This window comes from Natrinema sp. DC36 (genome assembly GCF_020405225.1).
GTDB lineage: Archaea > Halobacteriota > Halobacteria > Halobacteriales > Natrialbaceae > Natrinema.
The window spans coordinates 3,057,114-3,074,475 of sequence record NZ_CP084472.1; the positions used below are offsets into that span (position 1 = coordinate 3,057,114).

The window sequence follows — 17,362 nt, forward strand, 5'->3', positions numbered from 1 at the left end:
CTTGCCCCGCTAACGCTTTCCTCCACCGGGCCTCTCCCGCTGACACGTTCTCCAGCGAACCTCCCACGCTGGCATCGGAGACGACTGCAGTAGTATCGGTATCGACCACGATAGCAGTATTCGCATTGGATCAGTCGCTTCCGACGGAAGAGTTAGCGTCCGCGCTGACGGTCCAATCACCGTCGACGCGCCAGCGGCGGTACTGAAAGGGGTTGATATAATCGTCTGGACGGCGAAGTGTGTGACATGGTCTCCATAATCGGATCACTCGTCGCCTTCGTGGTCGCACTGCTCATCGGCGGGTTGGCGATCTTCGTCAGCGCGCGACTCATCGTCGACGTCGATGACTATTCACACGCGATCGTCACGGCCCTCCTCGGAGCGATCGCATGGGCGCTCACGTCGTGGATACCGCTTCTGGGTCCGATACTGGCACTGATCGCCTGGGTCTGGGTGATCAATTGGCGGTACCCCGGCGGCTGGGGAACGGCCGCGGCCATCGGGCTCATCGCCTGGCTCGCCGCGCTCATCATCCTCCTGGTTCTCAACGCCGTCCTCGGCCTCGGCGTCGGAGCGTTCGGCGTCCCCGGCACGTAGTGATCCGCAGTCGGCCGAAACCGATCGACAGTCGGCTCAAGTCGGATCGAATCGAGGTCACGAACTACCCGGTTGATGTGGGTGAGCGCCTCCCGTCCGATCGTGATGCAGAGACAAACGATACTCGCGATCGTGGTCGCGCTCACACTCCTCACCGGCGCAACGGGAGCTGTAACAGCACAGTCAGCGGACGGGCCACCAGACACCCTTCCGGATTCGGTACCGGCGTTCGTCTCCGACGTTCTCGAGGCGATAATTGACGCCGTCAGTAGCGGTATCGATTCGCTCGGCGAAGTCGTTCGGGACCTCACTGCCGGGAGCGGTGCGCCCGGACTGACGACGACGTGAAGTGACACCGAGTTTTCCATTTCGATCTGAATCGTCGTATCGAACGTTTACGGGCGACCACACACCGTAGTAGGACTTTCGTATGATTTAAGCGAAGTGGCAAGTACCGACACGTATGAACGTTCGCGCCGGCGTCGCGATCGTGGTCGCCGCGGCGCTCCTCTGCGGATCGGGGCCAGTCGTCGCTGTCGCTGCCACCGGAACCACGAACGCCGGCCAGCCCCAACCGAGTCCGTTTACGCTCCAGCAGGACCAGATCGACGCGGACGAGGTCCGAATGGACGTCGCGCTCGAGCCCGACGGGACCGCCGAGTGGACGCTCGAGTTCTTGGTCCGCCTCGACGACAACGAGAGCACGGAGGCGTTCGAGTCGCTACGAGCGGACATTCGGGACGATCCCGAAAATTACACGCAGTCGTTCGCCGATCGGATGAACGAGACGGTTTCGACGGCGAGCAACGCAACGGGCCGCGAGATGGCCGCAGAGGAGTTTCGCGTGAGTACCGCGCGACAGTCGCTCGCACGCGAGTACGGCGTCGTCAGATACGAGTTCCGCTGGGACGGGTTCGCCGCCGTCGAGGGCGACGAGATCCGCGCCGGTGACGCCGTCGAGGGAATCTATCTCGACGACGGGACCCGATTGCTGCTCGAGTGGCCGGACGGCTACGAGCGAACGTCTGTCACGCCCGATCCGGACGACGAGCGCGAGAACGCGGTGATCTGGCGGGGCGGCGAGACGGACTTCGTTTCTGGAGAGCCTCGAGTCGTCGTTACCGCCGCTGACGGCGGGACCGGGCTCAGCACGACGATGCTCGCGGGAATCGTCGCTATCGTGGCCGTCCTCGGCGCTGGCGGTGCATGGTGGTACCGCAACCGCACGTCTGGGGCGGGGCAAACGACCGACGGTGACGGGGCTCCCGAGTCCAATACCGATCCGGAGCGCACCCCCGAATCTGGTTCGGGATCCGCGACGGCATCGACGTCGGCGTCGTCGACGGCCGACGAATCGGCTGGCTCGAGTGCGACCGCAGCGCCGGATCCGGCGCTCCTCACCAACGAAGAACAGGTCCTCCGGCTCGTCGAAGATAACGGCGGCCGGATGAAACAGCAGGCAGTCGTCGAAGAACTCGACTGGACCGACGCGAAGACCAGCAAAGTGGTCAGCGCGCTCCGCGATGAAGGGGACCTCGAGTCGTTCCGCCTCGGTCGCGAAAACGTGCTCTCGCTCCCCGACGCGGACGAGCCAATCACGACGAATGCCGGCAGTGACGAAAACGAATGAGACGAAATCGAGTCTCCGTCGAATCAGGTCCACCGAGTAAGCCGGTACAGGCGAAATCGGTGAAATCGACGGACAGCAACGGATCGAAAACGGCGTTGAATGGCGGAAACCGTCGATGAACCCAAGTCATCGACTCGAGTGTCTATCACTACGCAACTACGACTCCCATCAATGAACCGAACCATATCGATCACGCTGGCAGCGATACTCGTCGTCGCGATGGTCGCGGTCCCCCTCGCTGCGGCGAGCGTCTCCTCGAGCGCGAACGGACAGGCGACAAGCGACTCCGAGGCGGGAAACGAGTCGATCAAACCCGGTGAACAGTTCGCCGCCGCCGTCGGCGTCCAGAACGCCGAAATCGAGGGCGACGTTTCGGAACGGGCCTTCGGCGTCCGTATCGCGAACGCGGAGACCAACGCGACGAAGGCGGCCGTCGTCGCCGCGCAGTTCAACGAGACGGAAGCACGCCTCACCGAACTCGAGGGGAGACTCGAGGAACGGAACGAGTCCCGCGAGGCCGGCGACATCAGCGAGGGGCGCTATCGCGCGGAAGTCGCGACGATCGTCGTCGAGATGCGGTCCCTCGAGCGCCGGGCGGCGACGGCCGAGACGGCCGCGACCGGACTCCCCGAAGCGGTGCTCGCTCCGCACGGTATCGACGTCGACTCGATCCGAACGCTGCGAGATCGCGCCGGTGATCTCGGCGGACCCGAGACCGCGGAAATCGCTGGATCGATCGCCGGGGACGACGGTGAACGGTCGCTCGGTCCCGACCGCGATCCCAGCAGTCCGATCGACGTCGGCGGTGACACTCGAACCGACGAACGGAGTGTCAGCAGCGACGGCGAGACGAACGTAGCGTCGAGCGAAGCGTGAACCAGCAGCCGACGCACACCCGTTTTTTGCCGCTCGATTCCGTAGAGCGGTGAGATGGTCGACGCGTATACGGTGATCGATACCGCAACTGGAACCGCCGAGGGAGTCTGTCGTACCCTGTGCGATGCAGAAGCGGTGATCGACGCACACGTCATCGCTGGCGACTTCGACGTTATGGTCGAGATAGCGGGCGACGACCCGCACGATATCCTCGAGACGATCACCGACACCGTTCGGCCGCTCGAGGGGGTCGGGACGACGCGAACGTACATCTGCATCGACTGAGCCAGCGAGTGTGTCAGTCGCTCGACCCCGATCGGGCCAGGACGGCGGCATCCACTCGTCCGCGACTTTAAGTACGAACCCGCGGCCAGACAGGCCATGATCGACGACGCGATCCGCGTCCTCGCGGGCGACTGCACCGTTATCGCCGAGGACGACGACCGACAGGAGTACCGCGGCCGGGTGACGACGATCGTCAAACCCGACAACACCATCCTCGTCCACGACACCGACGGCTACCAGCCCGTCGCGTGGCTGACCCGCGCCGACAGCGTCTCGAGCGATCGCACCGGCGGCTTCACCCTCGTCGCGAAGAAGGGGACCCAGACGCTGCGGATCGCCACCCACGATCAGGACGGGTTCGCCCACTACCCATCTTCGGCGGCCGGAACGCCCATCGGGACGTGTCCCGACTGCGGCGGCGCGCTCGTGCGCTCGAGCGGGGTCCACTGCGTCGGCTGTGGCGACCGCTACGGCGTGCCCGCGGACGCGACGATCCGCGACGAGCAGTGTGATTGTGACTGTGGCCTCCCCAAGATGCGCGTCGAGCGCGGGCTGGCGTTCAACGTCTGCCTTGACAGAGGCTGTGAGTCCCTCGATGCGGCAGTCAAGCAGGCCTTCGATCGCGAATGGACGTGTCCCGAACCCGACTGCGACGGCGACCTCCGGATCCTCCGGCGCGGCGGCCTCATCGCCGGCTGCGAGCACTACCCCGACTGCGACACCGGCTTCGCCGTCCCCGCCGGCATCGCCGACGGCGACTGCGGCTGTGGCCTCCCGACGTTCGAGACCGCCAGCGGCACCCGCTGTCTCGATGCGACCTGCGATCGGGGGCTCGAGGCGGCGCTCGAGGCCGAATCCGCGGCCGACGACTGAACGACCGGATCGAACGCGAAAGCGGAGGTTGCACCCTGCGATAGCCGCCCGACCAGCCGCCGCTGCGGTGGGTGGGACTGAAAGGGGCTTCCGGCCTCGACGAACCCGGACGACGGAAGCACCGGAGCGACCGAAGGGAGCGAGGCGCGCAGCGAGTCCCGGGAGTCGAGACCGGAAGGGGCTTTCGGGCTGTTTGCAGCAGAGATGCTCCTGAACCCGCCCACGGTTCTCAAGCCCGCACGCCCAACAGTGTCCGTCCCACCACCACTCTCGAATGGGGATCGATCCGCAGCCACTTAGTCACGGCCCGCAAAACCCCGGCTATGTCACTCGAGGGGCGGTTCGACGACGGCGTCGTCCGCGTGGGCGGCGACGCGCGCCAGCGCTATCACGACTCGCGGGGCTACGGCTATCCGCTCGAGGGCAACGAGATCGCCCTCGCGCCGGTCGAAGCGGCCCACCTCCTGTATCGGGGGGATCTCGAGGCGGTCGTCGACGCCGGCAGCGGCGAGCGCCTCGGGTTTCGAGAATTCGTGGCTCGCGAGCCCGGCGAGGATTTCGGGGTTCGGTTCCTGGTCTACGCGGATCTGCGGTCGCGGGGCTTCTATCTCTCGCCGGCCGCGGAGCCGTGGGTTCCGAACCCGCCGAGCGGCGAGGCCGACTTCGCGGTCTTCCCGCGAGGAAAGGGGCCTCGAGACGGCGAGATCGCCTACGCGCTGCGGATCATCGGCGAACGGACCGACATTCCGGCCGCCGAACTCCGGGAGGGCGTGCTAGCGGTCGTCGACGAGGAGAGCGAAATCACCTACTTCGAGGTGGGACGGCGGGATCCGACCGGCTCGTCGGGCACCGACGCCACGCTGCCCGAGGACTGCGAGGCCGACCTGCTCGCCGATCGGGTCGTCGTCTGGGAGCCGCCGCTTTCCCTCTACGAGCAGACGTTCTACGGCCAGCCCCTCGAGGGCCGGGAGTACGACGAGCCGACGCTGCAGTGTTCGCTGCTCGAGGCGACCTACCTCGCCGAGCGAGGGGCGCTCGCGCTCGAGGCCGACACGGTCCGCGAGCGGGGCCGCGAGGTCGAGGGCGAGCGATTCGATCGGCGGCTGACCGTTTACACGGAGTTGCGAGAGCGAGGCGTCGTCCCCAAGACGGGGTACAAGTTCGGTGCGGACTTCCGGACCTACGCGGACGTGGAGTCCGTCGAGAACCTCGGTCACTCCGAACTGCTGGTTCGCGTGCATCCCGCGGCGTACGTCTTCGAGCCCCGAGATCTGGCGCTGGACGTTCGGCTCGCTCACGGCGTCCGGAAGACGATGGTGTTCGCGCTGGTCAGCGACGACTCCGCCGAAGAGACGGAGATAGAGTGGTGGTCGCTCGAGCGGTTGACCCCCTAATTGGAACTGAATCAGAGACGGTCATTGATCGCTGTTTATAGACGTCTACTTCGCTTTGAATACTGAGGGTCGTGAACGACGAGCGTTCTGCTCATGCTGGCAATACGGAAAATCCACACCCTCCCCAACCGATTCGCTCACTCCTTTCAGTCGTTCGCTCATCCCTCGCACAATGTCGTCGACTGCCCTCGCTATCTCTCGGGCAGTCGACAGCGCGCGCCACCGCACGTGATACTCCGTCTACGTAAACTGCTCGAGAAATTCCGCTCCGAGTACGACCTCCGTTCCTGCGAGCCCGACCGAACAGAACAGCGTGATGTCGGTCGCGCGCTGGCGGCCGAGATCGGGGTCCTCGAGCACGTCGGCGAGTTCGACCATTCGCTCGCGGTCGTCGCCCGACGCGACGTACGGCCGGTCGTAGGCGTCGACCTGCGGGAGCGAATCGGTCGCGATGACGTCGGCGCGGTCGACCACCTCGAGCGGGAGTTCGTGGGCGTCTCGGAATCGCGGCCCGATCGTCGTGACGTGGGTGCCGGGCTCGAGCCAGTCGGGATCGAAAACGGGCTCCTCGCTGTTCGTCGCGCAGACGAGCGCGTCCGCGTCGCGGACGACCGGTTCGGGATCGTCGACCGCGCGGACGGGCGGTTCGACCTCGCCGTCGGCGGTCTCGGCGAACGACTCGCGGCTCTCAGCGGTCGGACTGTAAATCAGCACCTCCGCGAAATCGCGGGCCGCACACGCCGCGCCGACCTGCGCTCGAGCCTGAAATCCCGAGCCGAGAACCCCGAGCGTCTCGCCGTCCTCGCGGGCGAGGTGGTCGATCGCGACGCCGCCGATCCCGCCGGTCCGGAGCCCGCCGATCGCGAACCCGACGAACAGGCCCGCGAACGCGCCGGTGGTCGCGTCGAAGACGGCCACCAGTTCCGTGTGCTCGTCGCCGGACTCGGGGTGAGTCTCGTAGACCCTGAATCCGGTCACGTTCGCCGACCCGGTCGCGGAGCCGGCGGTGAACACCAACTCGCCCTCGCCGGCGTCGACGCGCCAGCGCGGCGGGGCCTCGAGCGTTCCCGCAGCGCGTTCGCAGAACGCGTCGCGCATGGCGTCGACGACCTGCGCGTACTCGAACTGCGAGTAAACATCGCCGTCAGTGAGGATGGGAAAGTCGGGCATGATCGACCCGTCGGGCGGATGGACCATAACAGTTCAGCCCCGCGGCGGGTCTCGTCCGTTGACACGGCAACGGTGAGCGGCGAACGCCTACGGCTCGCCCGGAAGCGCTGCCCCTTCGTGCTCGAGCAGTTCCCGTTTCAGATCGAGTCCGCCGCCGTAGCCGACGAGCGAATCTACGCCCACGATCCGATGACAGGGAACGATCACGGGAATCGGATTGCGACCGCAGGCCTGCCCGACCGCGATCGGTGCGCTCTCGAGGGCCGACGCGATCTCGCCGTACGTTCGCGTTTCACCGGCCGGAATCTCCGTCATCGCTCGCATAACGCTGCCCGTGAAGCCATCGGGGAACTCGATCTCGAGGTCGAACGCCGTCCTCGTTCCCGATTCGTATTCCCGTACCTGCTCGCGGATCGTTTCCGGATCCGCATCGATCCGCGACTCGTCGATCTCCCGTTCGCACCCGAATACCTGAACCTGCATCGTCGGTCGACGTTCGACGCGCACCCACTTCACTCTCGCCGACCGAAGATTTCGGCGACGGCGAAGCCGAAGGTTTTTGCGCGCTGCCGAGCCAAAACGCACGTAATGACCGGAGACGACCCACTCGAGGAGTCCGAGTCAGGGGAACCGACGAGCGGGGAACCGATAACGGACGGCGGAGCCGCAGGTGCGGATGACGTCGCGCTGGACCCCTGGGGATCCTCGAGCGTCTCCGACTACCGAAAGCTGTTCGAGGAGTTCGGTATCGAGGAGTTCGACGAGCTGCTCGAGCAGGTGCCCAATCCGCACTATCTGATGCGACGCGGCGTCATCTTCGGCCACCGGGACTACCGACCGGTCGCCGAAGCCTTACGGAACGACGAGCCGGCGGCCGTCCTGTCGGGTTTCATGCCCACCGGCGATCCCCACATCGGCCACAAGCTGGTCTTCGACGAGATCATCTGGCATCAAGAGCAAGGGGCCGACGCCTACGGCCTGATCGCCGACCTCGAGGCCAACTCCGCCCGCGGGATGAGCTGGGAAGAGATCGACGAGCACGCGCGTAATTACCTGCTCTCGCTGCTCGCGCTCGGCTTCGACCCGGAGGAGGGCGAACTCTACCGCCAGTCGACGAACCGCGAGGTACAGGATCTCGCCTTCGATCTCGGCGCGGAGGCAAATTTCTCGGAGTTCCAGGCGATCTACGGCTTCGACGGCGAGACCGACGTCTCGCACATGCAGTCGGTCGTCACCCAGATGGCCGACATCCTCTACCCGCAACTCGAGGAGCCCAAGCCGACCGTGATCCCCGTCGGTCCGGATCAGGATCCTCACGTCCGACTGGCGCGGGACCTCGCCGAGCGGATGCGCTTCTTCAAGGTGAGCGAGGCGTATCTGAGTCAAGAGTTGAGTGATAAAGAGAGAGAATTAGCCGCCTGGCTTAATGAAGAAATTAGACAAGCGTTCCTAAACACTATTGAAAAGAACGAGCCTAAAGATGTATCAGGCGGAAGTCTAGGATTTATAAGGTGTGGTCAAGCTTCGATAATATTGGATTGGATGTCGGATTATATTACTAGCGATGAATCTAACCAATTTGACCTATCATCGCCCGATATTGATGAAGTTATGGAGTTGGAATATGACTATTCAAGGAGCGACTGGAAGTCTGTTTCAAATTATATAAATCCCGGGAAAGTTGCGCCACCAGAGAATGTCAATAAAGAAACCATTTTCTCACTAATTTCCACATTAGAAGGTGCTGGGAAGGAGCCGTTTAGAGAGAGAATTAGGATATTCAACCGGAAGGCAACAGAAAGCGCATTTGAGGATCTGAAGAGAAAATGTGAGCAGTACAACTTTAGAGCATATGAGTCACATATCGATATTTTCGATATCGAGACGTTAGTCCACAAACCTCAGAATTTAAACAAGCTTCCAGAAGACAGAGCCAAACTGATGGAGATAGCAAAAGATACCGCAGAAGAACTCGCCCGCGAGGTTGAGGTCGACAACGGCGGCTACGGGTTCCAGCCACCGTCGTCGATCTATCACCGATTCATGACCGGGCTGACCGGCGGGAAGATGTCCTCGTCGATTCCCGCGAGCCACATCTCGCTGCTGGACGACCCCGAGGACGGCTACGACAAGGTGAAAGCGGCAACCACCGGCGGCCGTGAGACGGCCGAGAAACAGCGCGAACTCGGCGGCAAAGCGGACGAGTGTCCCGTCTACGAACTCTACGCGTACCTGCTAGCCGGCGACGACGACGAGTTCGCCAAGCGCGTCTACGACGAGTGCGTCGGCGGCGAACGGCTCTGTGGCGACTGCAAGGAGCAAGCCGCCCAGCTCATGCGGGAGTTCCTCGCGGAACACCAGGAAAAACGCGAGGAGGTCGAAGACCTGCTCGAGGAAGCGGATATCGAACTCGAGTCGCCGCGGCGTCGCTGAGCGGCGATCCACCGACGGTGCTGACGAGCGTTGGCGATCGGGTGACTGAGCTGATATGTTTTTTGGGAGTGATGAGTCATTTTCAGCGTCTGACGAAGATATATCAGTCCGGTTGTGGAATCCGAAACTATCGATGGCCCGGTCCCTCCGTGAATCGAACGATGACCTGTTGGTCCCCGCCGACGTGCTCGGTGCGTTCGGTGTCACGCCGGCGGATCTCGGGCCGGGTTCGTCCGATGGCGATAGCCTCGAGACGGCGCTGGCCGACGCGCTCTCGACGGGCGTCGACCGGCGGACGGTGCTCCGTCGGACGATCACGCGGAGCGACCGCGGACTGGCCTGCTCGGCTCGGTACTCGGCGGCCGACCTCGAGCGCGAACTCGCCGCGGTCTTCGAGTCGATCCGCTGGTCGGTCACGATCACACACACGCGGAACGGGCTGAAACTCACCGCCACCGATCCCCGCGGCCGCCGCCGCGAGACGTCGATCACGTATCCCGAGACGCCGCTGGGGACCGACAACCTCCCCGCCGTCCTCTGGACGATCAACGACGCTATCCTCGAGGGAACCGGCGCGCGGTTCGTCCTCCTCTCGGCGGGCGTCGATCGCTGGCGGGCCGCACTGGTCGAAACGAGTGCGCTCGAGCGGCTCCGCGAACGCTACGGCCCGCGGATCGAGGCCGTCGATCGGCCGCTCTGTCCGGACCACGGACTCGAGGCGTACGTCCCCGCTACGGCGGCCGACGGCGCGAGCAGACTCGACGGCGACGGTCTCGGTGCCGACGGCGACGGACCGTGGCCGCCGTGGGCACTCGAGCGGGGCTCCGACCGGTCGCACGATCTGACGACGAGCGGCGACTCGCTCATCGACGAAGCCGAGCCGTCCGCGCGATCGGAGCCGGATTCGGACGCGGCGTCAAAGCACGTCTCGAGCGACGCGCTAGCCACGTCACCGTCAGAGGGGGGCCCGGAACGATCGATCGCATCGGCCCCCTCGAGCGAAATCGACGGCTTCGAACTTCGGGGAACTCCCGCGGTCTCGAGACGTGACGATGACGACGGTCGCTCCGAGAACTGTGAGTCGGAAGCGACCGTGTTCGACGACGGGGAGAGTACACCAAGTAGCGACGAGGACACGACGAACGCGGACGAATTCGGGACGCTCTCGGGGAGTAGTGAGACGGCACGCATCGACAACGACTCGTTCGGGACGGAACTCGAGCCCCAGTCCGACGACGACCGCTACCGGGCGCTCGGTGCGGCGCTCGACGCGGGCGGAACCGTCTCCGTCCGGGGCCTGCTCGAGGACGACGAGTTCCTTCCGGAGCTACCCGCGGTCGAGTCCGAGGAGACCCGTATCGAGTTCGCCGACGGGTGTGCGCCCGTCGACGTCCCCGAGGCGACGGCGACGACCGAGCGATCGGGATTCGAGTGGGTCGATCCCGGCTCGCTCGAGACGACGCGACTCTCGAATCAGTAGTGCATCGGCCGTTACGACGGATTCCCGTTCGATTCGGCTCGAGGGGCGGTGGGCGGAGACAGCACCGGAACTTCGACGGTGACGATCGAACCGGTCGGATCGTCCGTCTCGAACGTCACCTCACCGCCGGCGATTTCGGCCCCCCACTTGGCTAACCAGAGCCCGAGACCGCTTCCGTGTTCCAGCGGGGTTTCCGTTCCCCGCTCCAGGATGGACCGTTCGTAGTCGTCGATCCCGGATCCGTTATCCGCGATACGTATCCGTACCCGATCGCCGTCCGATTCGACTGCGACTCGAACGGACGGGTTCGGGCCGGTGTTGTGCTCGATTCCGTTTTCGATGAGGTTGACGAACACGGGCTCGAGGACGCTAGCGACGTATATCTCCTCCAGGTCCGACTCACAATCGATGCGAGCGTCCGGATACTCCTCCCGGACAATCGCGACGCCGTCCGCGAGGAGCGACTCGAGCGGGACGACGTCGATCGAGTCGCGCCCCCGTTCGAAGACGTCGACGATTTCGCGGGCTTTGACTCCCAGTTCTTCGATTCGTCGCGCGCTCGCCGTGATCTCGTCGGCAGCGCCCTGACCCTGACCGTCCCCGTCCGCGAGTAACTCGGCGTAGCTGCTGATGACGTTCGTTTCCGTCCGAATGTTGTGCCGGAAGACGCGGTTCAGGACTTCGTGACGCTGTTGCTGTCGAACGTGTTCGCTGATATCGTGAAACGTGATGACGTGGCCGATCGTCCGGTCGTGGATGTCGGTAATGGCGGTCGCCGTCACGTCGTACAGCCGGCCGTCGTGCGGGCTCCGAAACGAGCGTCGCGTCGCGACCGATCCGTCAGTCGGGAGCAGCGAGTCGTCGGGAGCGATCTCCTGAAGCGGCCTGCCGAGGACGCGACGGGGTTCGGTTCCCAGGACGTCCGCGCCGGCGTCGTTGATTTCGACGATGTAGTCGTGGCTGTCGGTAACGATAGCGCCGTCCGGCATCCGCTCGAAGAGCAGTCGGCGCGCACGCGGGTTCGGCGACGGACTCTTCCCGAAGAGCTGGAAACGCGTGAGTGCGCCGAGACAGGCGACGCCGGAGATCGAGAACGCGACCGGCGTCGGGTCGAGGCCCGTGACCGGGATGGCACCCACGAGAAAGAGAACGTTACTCGCCCACGGTGCCAGGATGCCGACGAGAAGCGCGGCGCTTTGGCCCCTGAACGGCAGCGAGTCGTCTCGGATCAGTTCCAGGAGCGGAACGGAACCGAGCAGCCCCAGCAGGTACGTGTAGGCGGTGATAATCCAGAACCAGGGGCCGGGAGTCCGGCTGAGCAATACCATACCATCCTCGCGAACCAGCCTCGAGTCCGCGTAGAGCAAGCCGGTGTCAGTCAGTGCAAAGACGACGGTGAGCACCGGCACGATCGAGAGGATCGCGACGTAGCGCGGCTGAATGTACCGATCCCGACCGGTGTACTCCAGCGAGAAGAGCATCCAGCCGACCGGAATGGCGACGACGCCGATCCATCTGAGATCCGCCCAGAAGACTTTCGCACCGAGCGTCGACGCCTCGATGTCGAAGAGCAGGAGCGCCGACCACCAGCACTGTCCGGCGAGCAGGATGACGAGCGGCACTGCACCGGGCTCAGGTCGTTCCCGCCAGGCGAGGAGGAGCGCAGTCATTCCAATCGCAATGGTTGCGAGTAATATCGCTGACAAAACAGTAAGAGAAAACACAGATACGGAGGAGATATGGCTGTTCGATATTAAACGTGCTGGGCAAATCAGCCCCTCGCGAAAGAGAATGGGAGTGTGCAGTTGTTAGGAGAGCGAGACGACGAAGGCGAGAACGGCGAAGACCACGAGGTACTCGCATTCAGCGACCTTCGCCAGCAGTCGCTCGTTCTCGAGTCGTCCGATCAGCGACGTTACCCAGATCGAATAGCCGATTCCGGCGAGGAGCGCGAGTGCGTGTGCGGGAGAGAGGAACTCGAGGGAGACTGCGAGCACCACGAGTCCGGCCGTACAGAGATCGATCGCGGAGAGGATCCAGCGCGTCCGAGTGACGCCGAACACGACCGGAATCGTCCGGACGCCGATCGCCCGGTCGCCGTCGACGTCGCGGACGTTCGGGATCTCCGTGTTCGTAAACACCCGAAGGAAGAAGTACGAGAAGACGACGAGCGTCGAAATCGTGATCGGCTTCCCAGCGAACGCGAGCGGAAGGAGCGTCAGGGTCGCGGCCCACGCGAGCGCGACGACGGTCGTATTGACGAGGAAGACGTCTTTCAACCGCTGGACGCGCCCAACGTTCCCGCTCCCGGGAATCCAGTTCGTGGCGTAGCACACCCAGAACACGCCCGGGAGCAAGGCGACCGCGAGTGCGATCGGGCCGCCGAGTACGGAGAGTGCGACCGCGAGCCCGTACGCGATCGACGCCAGCACGTAGAGGATATCTCGATGTCGTCTGACGAACGCCGCCTGTCCGGGATTCGACATCACGTCGGTGTCGACGTCCGCGAGGCGATCGTTGGTGTAGACGGCGAAGACGACCAGCCCCACGACGACCGCCGCCGGACTCGGCGGTAGCGAGAGGAGGGTCGAGACGATGACCACCTCGGCCATCGCGATCAGCGACAGATACGCCGAACTGTACACCAGTGCGTTCCATGCCCGTCCCGGACTCGAGGGGAGCCGGGCGAGCAGCGTGCTGAGTAGCGCAACCGTCGTGGTACCGACGTCTGAGAGCGTCTGATTGGTTCGTCTCATAGTTTCAATAGTGTTCGAGAGCGGCCGCCTATCGGCCGCCCCGTACTAAATATATCGGCAGTACTGAACGATGTAAGTACGGGATGCAGCCGAGTTTGATTACCGTCCGGAAACGGGGATCGGCGCTCGATCGCGGCCCGCAACGAGTTCGACTCGGAGGAGCGACCGGCGTCGGTCACGACGAGAGCCACGCCGGGCGCAAGTTTTTTCGCGTGTCGTCGAGAGGCGAGACCTATGGCGCCCGAATCCCGGACGGCCGGTGTCGGCGGACAGCCAGCGCACGAGCGGTCGGGATTCGATTTCTTCTTCGCCCGGTAACGCCGGGCCGGTGGATCCGCGAGCACTCACACCGGGCGCTCGCGGCGAAACCGACCGCACTCCGCTCCCCGGATCCGACGCCCGGGCATATCGGAACCGCTAACTGACCGACACGCAGGCATACGAACAAGCGAATGCAACTTCCAGCACAACAGGTCGCGGTCCTCGAGGCCGCGAACGCGGACGAGGCAACGTCCGTCGACGCCCTCGCCGCGGCGACCGACCTCCCCCCCGAAACCGTCACCGGAGCCGTCTTCGAACTCGAGGACGAGGGACTGGTCGCCGTCAGCGAGCGTGTCGACGAAACGGTCGCGCTGACCGACGAGGGGCGCGAGTACGTCACCGACGGGCTTCCCGAGGTCCGGCTCTACGAGGCCGCCCTCGAGGCCGGCGCCGACGACGAGCCCGTCTCGATGGGGCAGGTCATCGGTGCATCGGGACTCGAGGGGGGTGCGGTCGACATCGCGCTCTCGAACTACGCGCGCAAGGACTACGGCGTGATCGACAGCGGCGAAATCACCGCCGACCCCGCTGCCGATCCGGCTGCGGACGCGGAGGCGAACGCGCTCGAGGCGCTCGCCGACGCCGACGACGCGCCGGTCGAGGCCGTCGACGCGGACGACGAACCGCTCGAGGGGCTCGAGCGCCGCGGATTGCTCGAGCGCCGCGAGTCGACGGTCCGCGAAGTCACGCTGACCGAGCGCGCCGTCACGGAGCTGATGGCGGGCATCGAGACGAGCGAGACGGTCGGCCAGGTCACCCCGGAGCTGCTGACCAGCGGAGAGTGGGAGGACGTCGAGTTCTCCGAGTACAACGTCGAGGCCGACGCCGAGCGCTTCGACGGCGGCAAGGTCCACATCCTGCGCCAGACCGCCGAGCGCGTCAAAGATACCCTCGTCGGCATGGGCTTCCAGGAGATGGACGGCCCCCACGTCGACGCGGACTTCTGGATCAACGACTGCCTGTTCATGCCCCAGGACCATCCCGCGCGAACGCACTGGGACCGGTTCGCGCTCGAGCGGCCGACCCACATCGACGAGTTGCCGGAAGACCTCGTCGACCGCGTCGAGCGCGCGCATCGGGAGGGCGTCGGCCCGGACGGCGAGGGTTATCACTCGCCATGGGATGAGGACTTCGCCCGGGCGCTCGCGCTCCGCGGGCACACCACCTCGCTGTCGACCCGCTATCTGGCGGGCCAGGAGGTCGGCGAAATCGAGCCCCCCGCGCGGTACTTCAGCGTCGAGAAAGTGTACCGCAACGACACGCTCGACCCGACGCACTTACTCGAGTTCTTCCAGATCGAAGGCTGGGTGATGGCCGAGGACCTCTCGGTACGCGACCTGATGGGCACCTTCGAGGAGTTCTACGCCCAGTTCGGAATTACGGACGTTCAGTTCAAGCCCCACTACAATCCCTACACGGAGCCGAGCTTCGAGCTGTTCGGTACCCACCCGACGACCGGCGAACTCGTCGAGATCGGCAACTCCGGGATCTTCCGGGAGGAGATGCTCGAGCCCCTCGGCGTGGAGTGCGACGTGATGGCCTGGGGACTTGCCCTCGAGCGACTGCTCATGTTGATGTACGGCTTCGAGGACATCCGGGACATCCACGGAACCCTGTGTGATCTCGAACTGCTGCGCGAAACCGAGGTGACCTACTGATGCCCACCGTCGATATCGACCCCGACGAACTGCGATCCCTGACCGGACACGACGAGAAGAGCGACGACGACCTGATCGACGACCTGTTCGGCCTCGGCCTCGAGTTCGAGGGCCGCACGGAGGACGGCGAGTTCGAACTCGAGTTCGCGCCGGACCGCCTCGATCGGCTCTCCGTCGAAGGCGTCGCCCGCTCGATGCGCTACCAGTACGGCGACGCGCGGGGCGTCCACGTTCCCTCGCCGAACTCGCCCGAATGGACCATCGAAGTCGACGAATCGGTTCCCGACGAACGGCCGTACGTCACGGGTGCTGTCATTCGAGACATCGATCTGGACGAGGAGAGCCTCGACTCGCTCATCCAGCTCCAGGAGAAGCTCCACGCGACGATGGGGCGCAAGCGCGCGAAGGGCGCGATCGGGATTCACGATCTGACGATGCTCAAAGGGACCGCTGCAACGGAGGGCAACCCGACCATCCAGTACGTCGGCGTCGAGCCCGACGAGGATCGGTTCGTGCCGCTCGATTCCGATCAGGAGATGACGCCGGCGGACGTGCTCGAGGACCACCAGACGGGCCAGACCTACGCCGACCTCGTGAGCGGGTACGAGCGGTATCCGGCGATCTACGACAGCATCGGGCTGTTCTCGTTCCCGCCGGTGATCAACGGCCGCCGGACGGAAGTGTCGACGGACTCGAGAGACCTGTTCGTCGAGATGACCGGCACCGACCAGTGGACGATCGACAAGATGCTGAACATCGTCTGCTACGCGCTGTCGGCTCGCGGGGCCACGCTCGAGGAAGTGCGGGTCGAGTATCCGGATCACGAGATCGTCCGTCCCGACCTCTCGATGAAGACGAAGACGGTCGCTCACGACCGCATCGAGACGATCCTCGGGATCGGGCTCGACCCCGACGAAGTGATCGATCTCGCCGAGCGTTCCGGGCTCAAAGCGGAGAAAGAGGAGAGCGAAGACGGCGACCTCGTCTACGAGGTGACGATCCCGCCCTACCGCGTCGACGTGCTCCACCCGCTGGACGTCATCGACGACCTCGGGCGGGCCTACGGCTTCAACGAACTCGAGCCCCGCTATCCCGACGCGGGGACCGTCGGCGGGCGTCACGAGCGCTCCCGGCTCGAGAACGCCGCCCGAACCCAACTCGTCGGACTGGGCTTCGAGGACCTGCTGAACTTCCACATGATCAGCGAAGGGGAGAACTTCGACCGCCTCGATATCGCTCCCGGTGACGACGTTTACGGAGCCGGCGAGCCCGCCACGATCAAAGAGCCCTACAGCGAGGACTTCACCATGCTCCGGACGTGGGTCGTGCCCTCGCTGCTGATGGTCCTCGAGCGAAACACCCACCGCTCGTACCCACAAAATCTCGCCGAGATCGGCTTCGCCGCCGAGGTCGACGAGCGCGAGAACACCGGCGTTGCGGAGGGCCGCCGCATCGGTGCCGTTCTCGCGAGCCACGAGGCTGGCTACGAGGACGCCAAGGCCCGACTGCAGACCCTCACTCGCAACTTCGACGTCGACCTCGAGACGCCGCCGACCGACCACCCAACCTTTATTTCGGGTCGAACCGCAGCGGTTGTCATCGACGGCGAGGAAGTCGGCGTGATCGGCGAGGTCCACCCGAAGGTGCTCGTCGAGCACGACCTCGAGGTACCGGTGTCGGCGTTCGAGTTCGACCTCGAGGCGCTGCGCTGAGGGAGACGGCGGTTTTCTCGAGTTTGAATCCGGTCTGCGGTCGCTGCGGTCCAGCCTCTGTACCGCGAGCGAGTGAAACGAGCGAGCGGGCCGACGACCGATGTGAGTGACCGAAGGGAACGAACGGAGGGAGGAGTGCTTTTGATCGAAATTTTGCCGAGTGACGAGCGAGCGAGA

Annotated in this window: 15 protein-coding genes; 11 read left to right on the top strand and 4 right to left on the bottom strand. The window is 64.7% G+C overall.

Features of this window, described 5'->3' with window-relative positions:
* The first annotated feature begins 246 nt into the window (after positions 1-246).
* The 7 genes from LDH74_RS15815 (at position 247) to endA (ending at position 5,655) form a co-directional block, all read left to right on the top strand.
* Positions 247-597 (top strand): hypothetical protein, encoded by a 351-nt coding sequence (locus tag LDH74_RS15815; protein ID WP_226039662.1) that lies wholly within the window; start codon positions 247-249, stop codon positions 595-597.
* Between the two features lie 105 nt (positions 598-702).
* Entirely contained in the window at positions 703-945 is a 243-nt protein-coding gene (locus tag LDH74_RS15820) for a hypothetical protein (protein ID WP_226042540.1), read from the top strand.
* 115 nt (positions 946-1,060) lie between these two features.
* Positions 1,061-2,227, top strand: a complete 1,167-nt coding sequence (locus tag LDH74_RS15825) for a DUF4897 domain-containing protein (RefSeq protein WP_226039663.1) — start codon at positions 1,061-1,063, stop codon at positions 2,225-2,227.
* A 171-nt stretch (positions 2,228-2,398) separates the two neighbouring features.
* On the top strand, positions 2,399-3,103 hold the full coding sequence (locus LDH74_RS15830; protein ID WP_226039664.1) for a hypothetical protein: 705 nt from the start codon (positions 2,399-2,401) through the stop codon (positions 3,101-3,103).
* Positions 3,104-3,157: 54 nt separating this feature from the next.
* Positions 3,158-3,388, top strand: coding sequence for an Lrp/AsnC ligand binding domain-containing protein (locus LDH74_RS15835; RefSeq protein ID WP_226039665.1), 231 nt, complete (start codon positions 3,158-3,160; stop codon positions 3,386-3,388).
* Positions 3,389-3,484: 96 nt separating this feature from the next.
* Positions 3,485-4,261 (top strand): DUF91 domain-containing protein, encoded by a 777-nt coding sequence (locus LDH74_RS15840; protein WP_226039666.1) that lies wholly within the window; start codon positions 3,485-3,487, stop codon positions 4,259-4,261.
* Between the two features lie 323 nt (positions 4,262-4,584).
* A complete protein-coding gene (gene endA / locus LDH74_RS15845) occupies positions 4,585-5,655 on the top strand; it encodes a tRNA-intron lyase (RefSeq protein WP_226039667.1) in 1,071 nt (356 codons plus the stop codon).
* Positions 5,656-5,895: 240 nt separating this feature from the next.
* On the opposite strand, the gene LDH74_RS15850 is transcribed toward endA, so the two are convergent.
* Together LDH74_RS15850 and LDH74_RS15855 are read right to left on the bottom strand one after the other, a co-directional pair.
* Positions 5,896-6,825 carry an ornithine cyclodeaminase family protein gene (locus LDH74_RS15850; RefSeq protein WP_226039668.1) on the bottom strand — a complete coding sequence of 310 codons (930 nt, stop codon included), beginning with the start codon at positions 6,823-6,825 and terminating at the stop codon, positions 5,896-5,898.
* A gap of 87 nt (positions 6,826-6,912) precedes the next feature.
* Positions 6,913-7,308: an MGMT family protein gene (locus LDH74_RS15855; RefSeq protein WP_226039669.1), complete on the bottom strand. Its 396-nt coding sequence runs from the start codon at positions 7,306-7,308 to the stop codon at positions 6,913-6,915.
* Positions 7,309-7,413: 105 nt separating this feature from the next.
* On the opposite strand from LDH74_RS15855, the gene LDH74_RS15860 reads away from it, so the two are divergent.
* Together LDH74_RS15860 and LDH74_RS15865 are read left to right on the top strand one after the other, a co-directional pair.
* The gene (locus LDH74_RS15860; RefSeq protein ID WP_226039670.1) at positions 7,414-9,258 is read left to right on the top strand and encodes a tryptophan--tRNA ligase; all 1,845 of its coding nucleotides are present in this window, start codon (positions 7,414-7,416) and stop codon (positions 9,256-9,258) included.
* Between the two features lie 133 nt (positions 9,259-9,391).
* Positions 9,392-10,738 carry a hypothetical protein gene (locus LDH74_RS15865; RefSeq protein ID WP_226039671.1) on the top strand — a complete coding sequence of 449 codons (1,347 nt, stop codon included), beginning with the start codon at positions 9,392-9,394 and terminating at the stop codon, positions 10,736-10,738.
* A gap of 11 nt (positions 10,739-10,749) precedes the next feature.
* Here LDH74_RS15865 and LDH74_RS15870 read toward each other — a convergent pair whose 3' ends face one another.
* Both LDH74_RS15870 and LDH74_RS15875 read right to left on the bottom strand, forming a co-directional pair.
* Positions 10,750-12,420, bottom strand: a complete 1,671-nt coding sequence (locus LDH74_RS15870) for a histidine kinase N-terminal 7TM domain-containing protein (RefSeq protein WP_345778561.1) — start codon at positions 12,418-12,420, stop codon at positions 10,750-10,752.
* Between the two features lie 126 nt (positions 12,421-12,546).
* Complete coding sequence (locus LDH74_RS15875; protein ID WP_226039673.1) at positions 12,547-13,494, bottom strand: UbiA family prenyltransferase; 948 nt, start codon at positions 13,492-13,494, stop codon at positions 12,547-12,549.
* Positions 13,495-13,946: 452 nt separating this feature from the next.
* Between LDH74_RS15875 and LDH74_RS15880 the strand changes: the two genes are divergently transcribed.
* Together LDH74_RS15880 and pheT are read left to right on the top strand one after the other, a co-directional pair.
* Positions 13,947-15,473, top strand: a complete 1,527-nt coding sequence (locus tag LDH74_RS15880) for a phenylalanine--tRNA ligase subunit alpha (RefSeq protein ID WP_226039674.1) — start codon at positions 13,947-13,949, stop codon at positions 15,471-15,473.
* Positions 15,473-17,185 (top strand): phenylalanine--tRNA ligase subunit beta, encoded by a 1,713-nt coding sequence (gene pheT, locus LDH74_RS15885; protein WP_226039675.1) that lies wholly within the window; start codon positions 15,473-15,475, stop codon positions 17,183-17,185. The genes LDH74_RS15880 and pheT overlap by 1 nt, the downstream gene beginning before the upstream one ends.
* The last annotated feature ends 177 nt before the right edge of the window (positions 17,186-17,362 follow it).

Excerpts from the sequence above, each read along its gene's own strand:
- LDH74_RS15815 (WP_226039662.1), top strand. The coding sequence starts at position 247 with ATGGTCTCCATAATCGGATCACTCGTCGCCTTCGTGGTCGCACTGCTC.
- LDH74_RS15820 (WP_226042540.1), top strand. The coding sequence starts at position 703 with ATGCAGAGACAAACGATACTCGCGATCGTGGTCGCGCTCACACTCCTC.
- LDH74_RS15825 (WP_226039663.1), top strand. The coding sequence starts at position 1,061 with ATGAACGTTCGCGCCGGCGTCGCGATCGTGGTCGCCGCGGCGCTCCTC.
- LDH74_RS15830 (WP_226039664.1), top strand. The coding sequence starts at position 2,399 with ATGAACCGAACCATATCGATCACGCTGGCAGCGATACTCGTCGTCGCG.
- LDH74_RS15835 (WP_226039665.1), top strand. The coding sequence starts at position 3,158 with ATGGTCGACGCGTATACGGTGATCGATACCGCAACTGGAACCGCCGAG.
- LDH74_RS15840 (WP_226039666.1), top strand. The coding sequence starts at position 3,485 with ATGATCGACGACGCGATCCGCGTCCTCGCGGGCGACTGCACCGTTATC.
- endA (WP_226039667.1), top strand. The coding sequence starts at position 4,585 with ATGTCACTCGAGGGGCGGTTCGACGACGGCGTCGTCCGCGTGGGCGGC.
- LDH74_RS15850 (WP_226039668.1), bottom strand. The coding sequence starts at position 6,825 with ATGCCCGACTTTCCCATCCTCACTGACGGCGATGTTTACTCGCAGTTC.
- LDH74_RS15855 (WP_226039669.1), bottom strand. The coding sequence starts at position 7,308 with ATGCAGGTTCAGGTATTCGGGTGCGAACGGGAGATCGACGAGTCGCGG.
- LDH74_RS15860 (WP_226039670.1), top strand. The coding sequence starts at position 7,414 with ATGACCGGAGACGACCCACTCGAGGAGTCCGAGTCAGGGGAACCGACG.
- LDH74_RS15865 (WP_226039671.1), top strand. The coding sequence starts at position 9,392 with ATGGCCCGGTCCCTCCGTGAATCGAACGATGACCTGTTGGTCCCCGCC.
- LDH74_RS15875 (WP_226039673.1), bottom strand. The coding sequence starts at position 13,494 with ATGAGACGAACCAATCAGACGCTCTCAGACGTCGGTACCACGACGGTT.
- LDH74_RS15880 (WP_226039674.1), top strand. The coding sequence starts at position 13,947 with ATGCAACTTCCAGCACAACAGGTCGCGGTCCTCGAGGCCGCGAACGCG.
- pheT (WP_226039675.1), top strand. The coding sequence starts at position 15,473 with ATGCCCACCGTCGATATCGACCCCGACGAACTGCGATCCCTGACCGGA.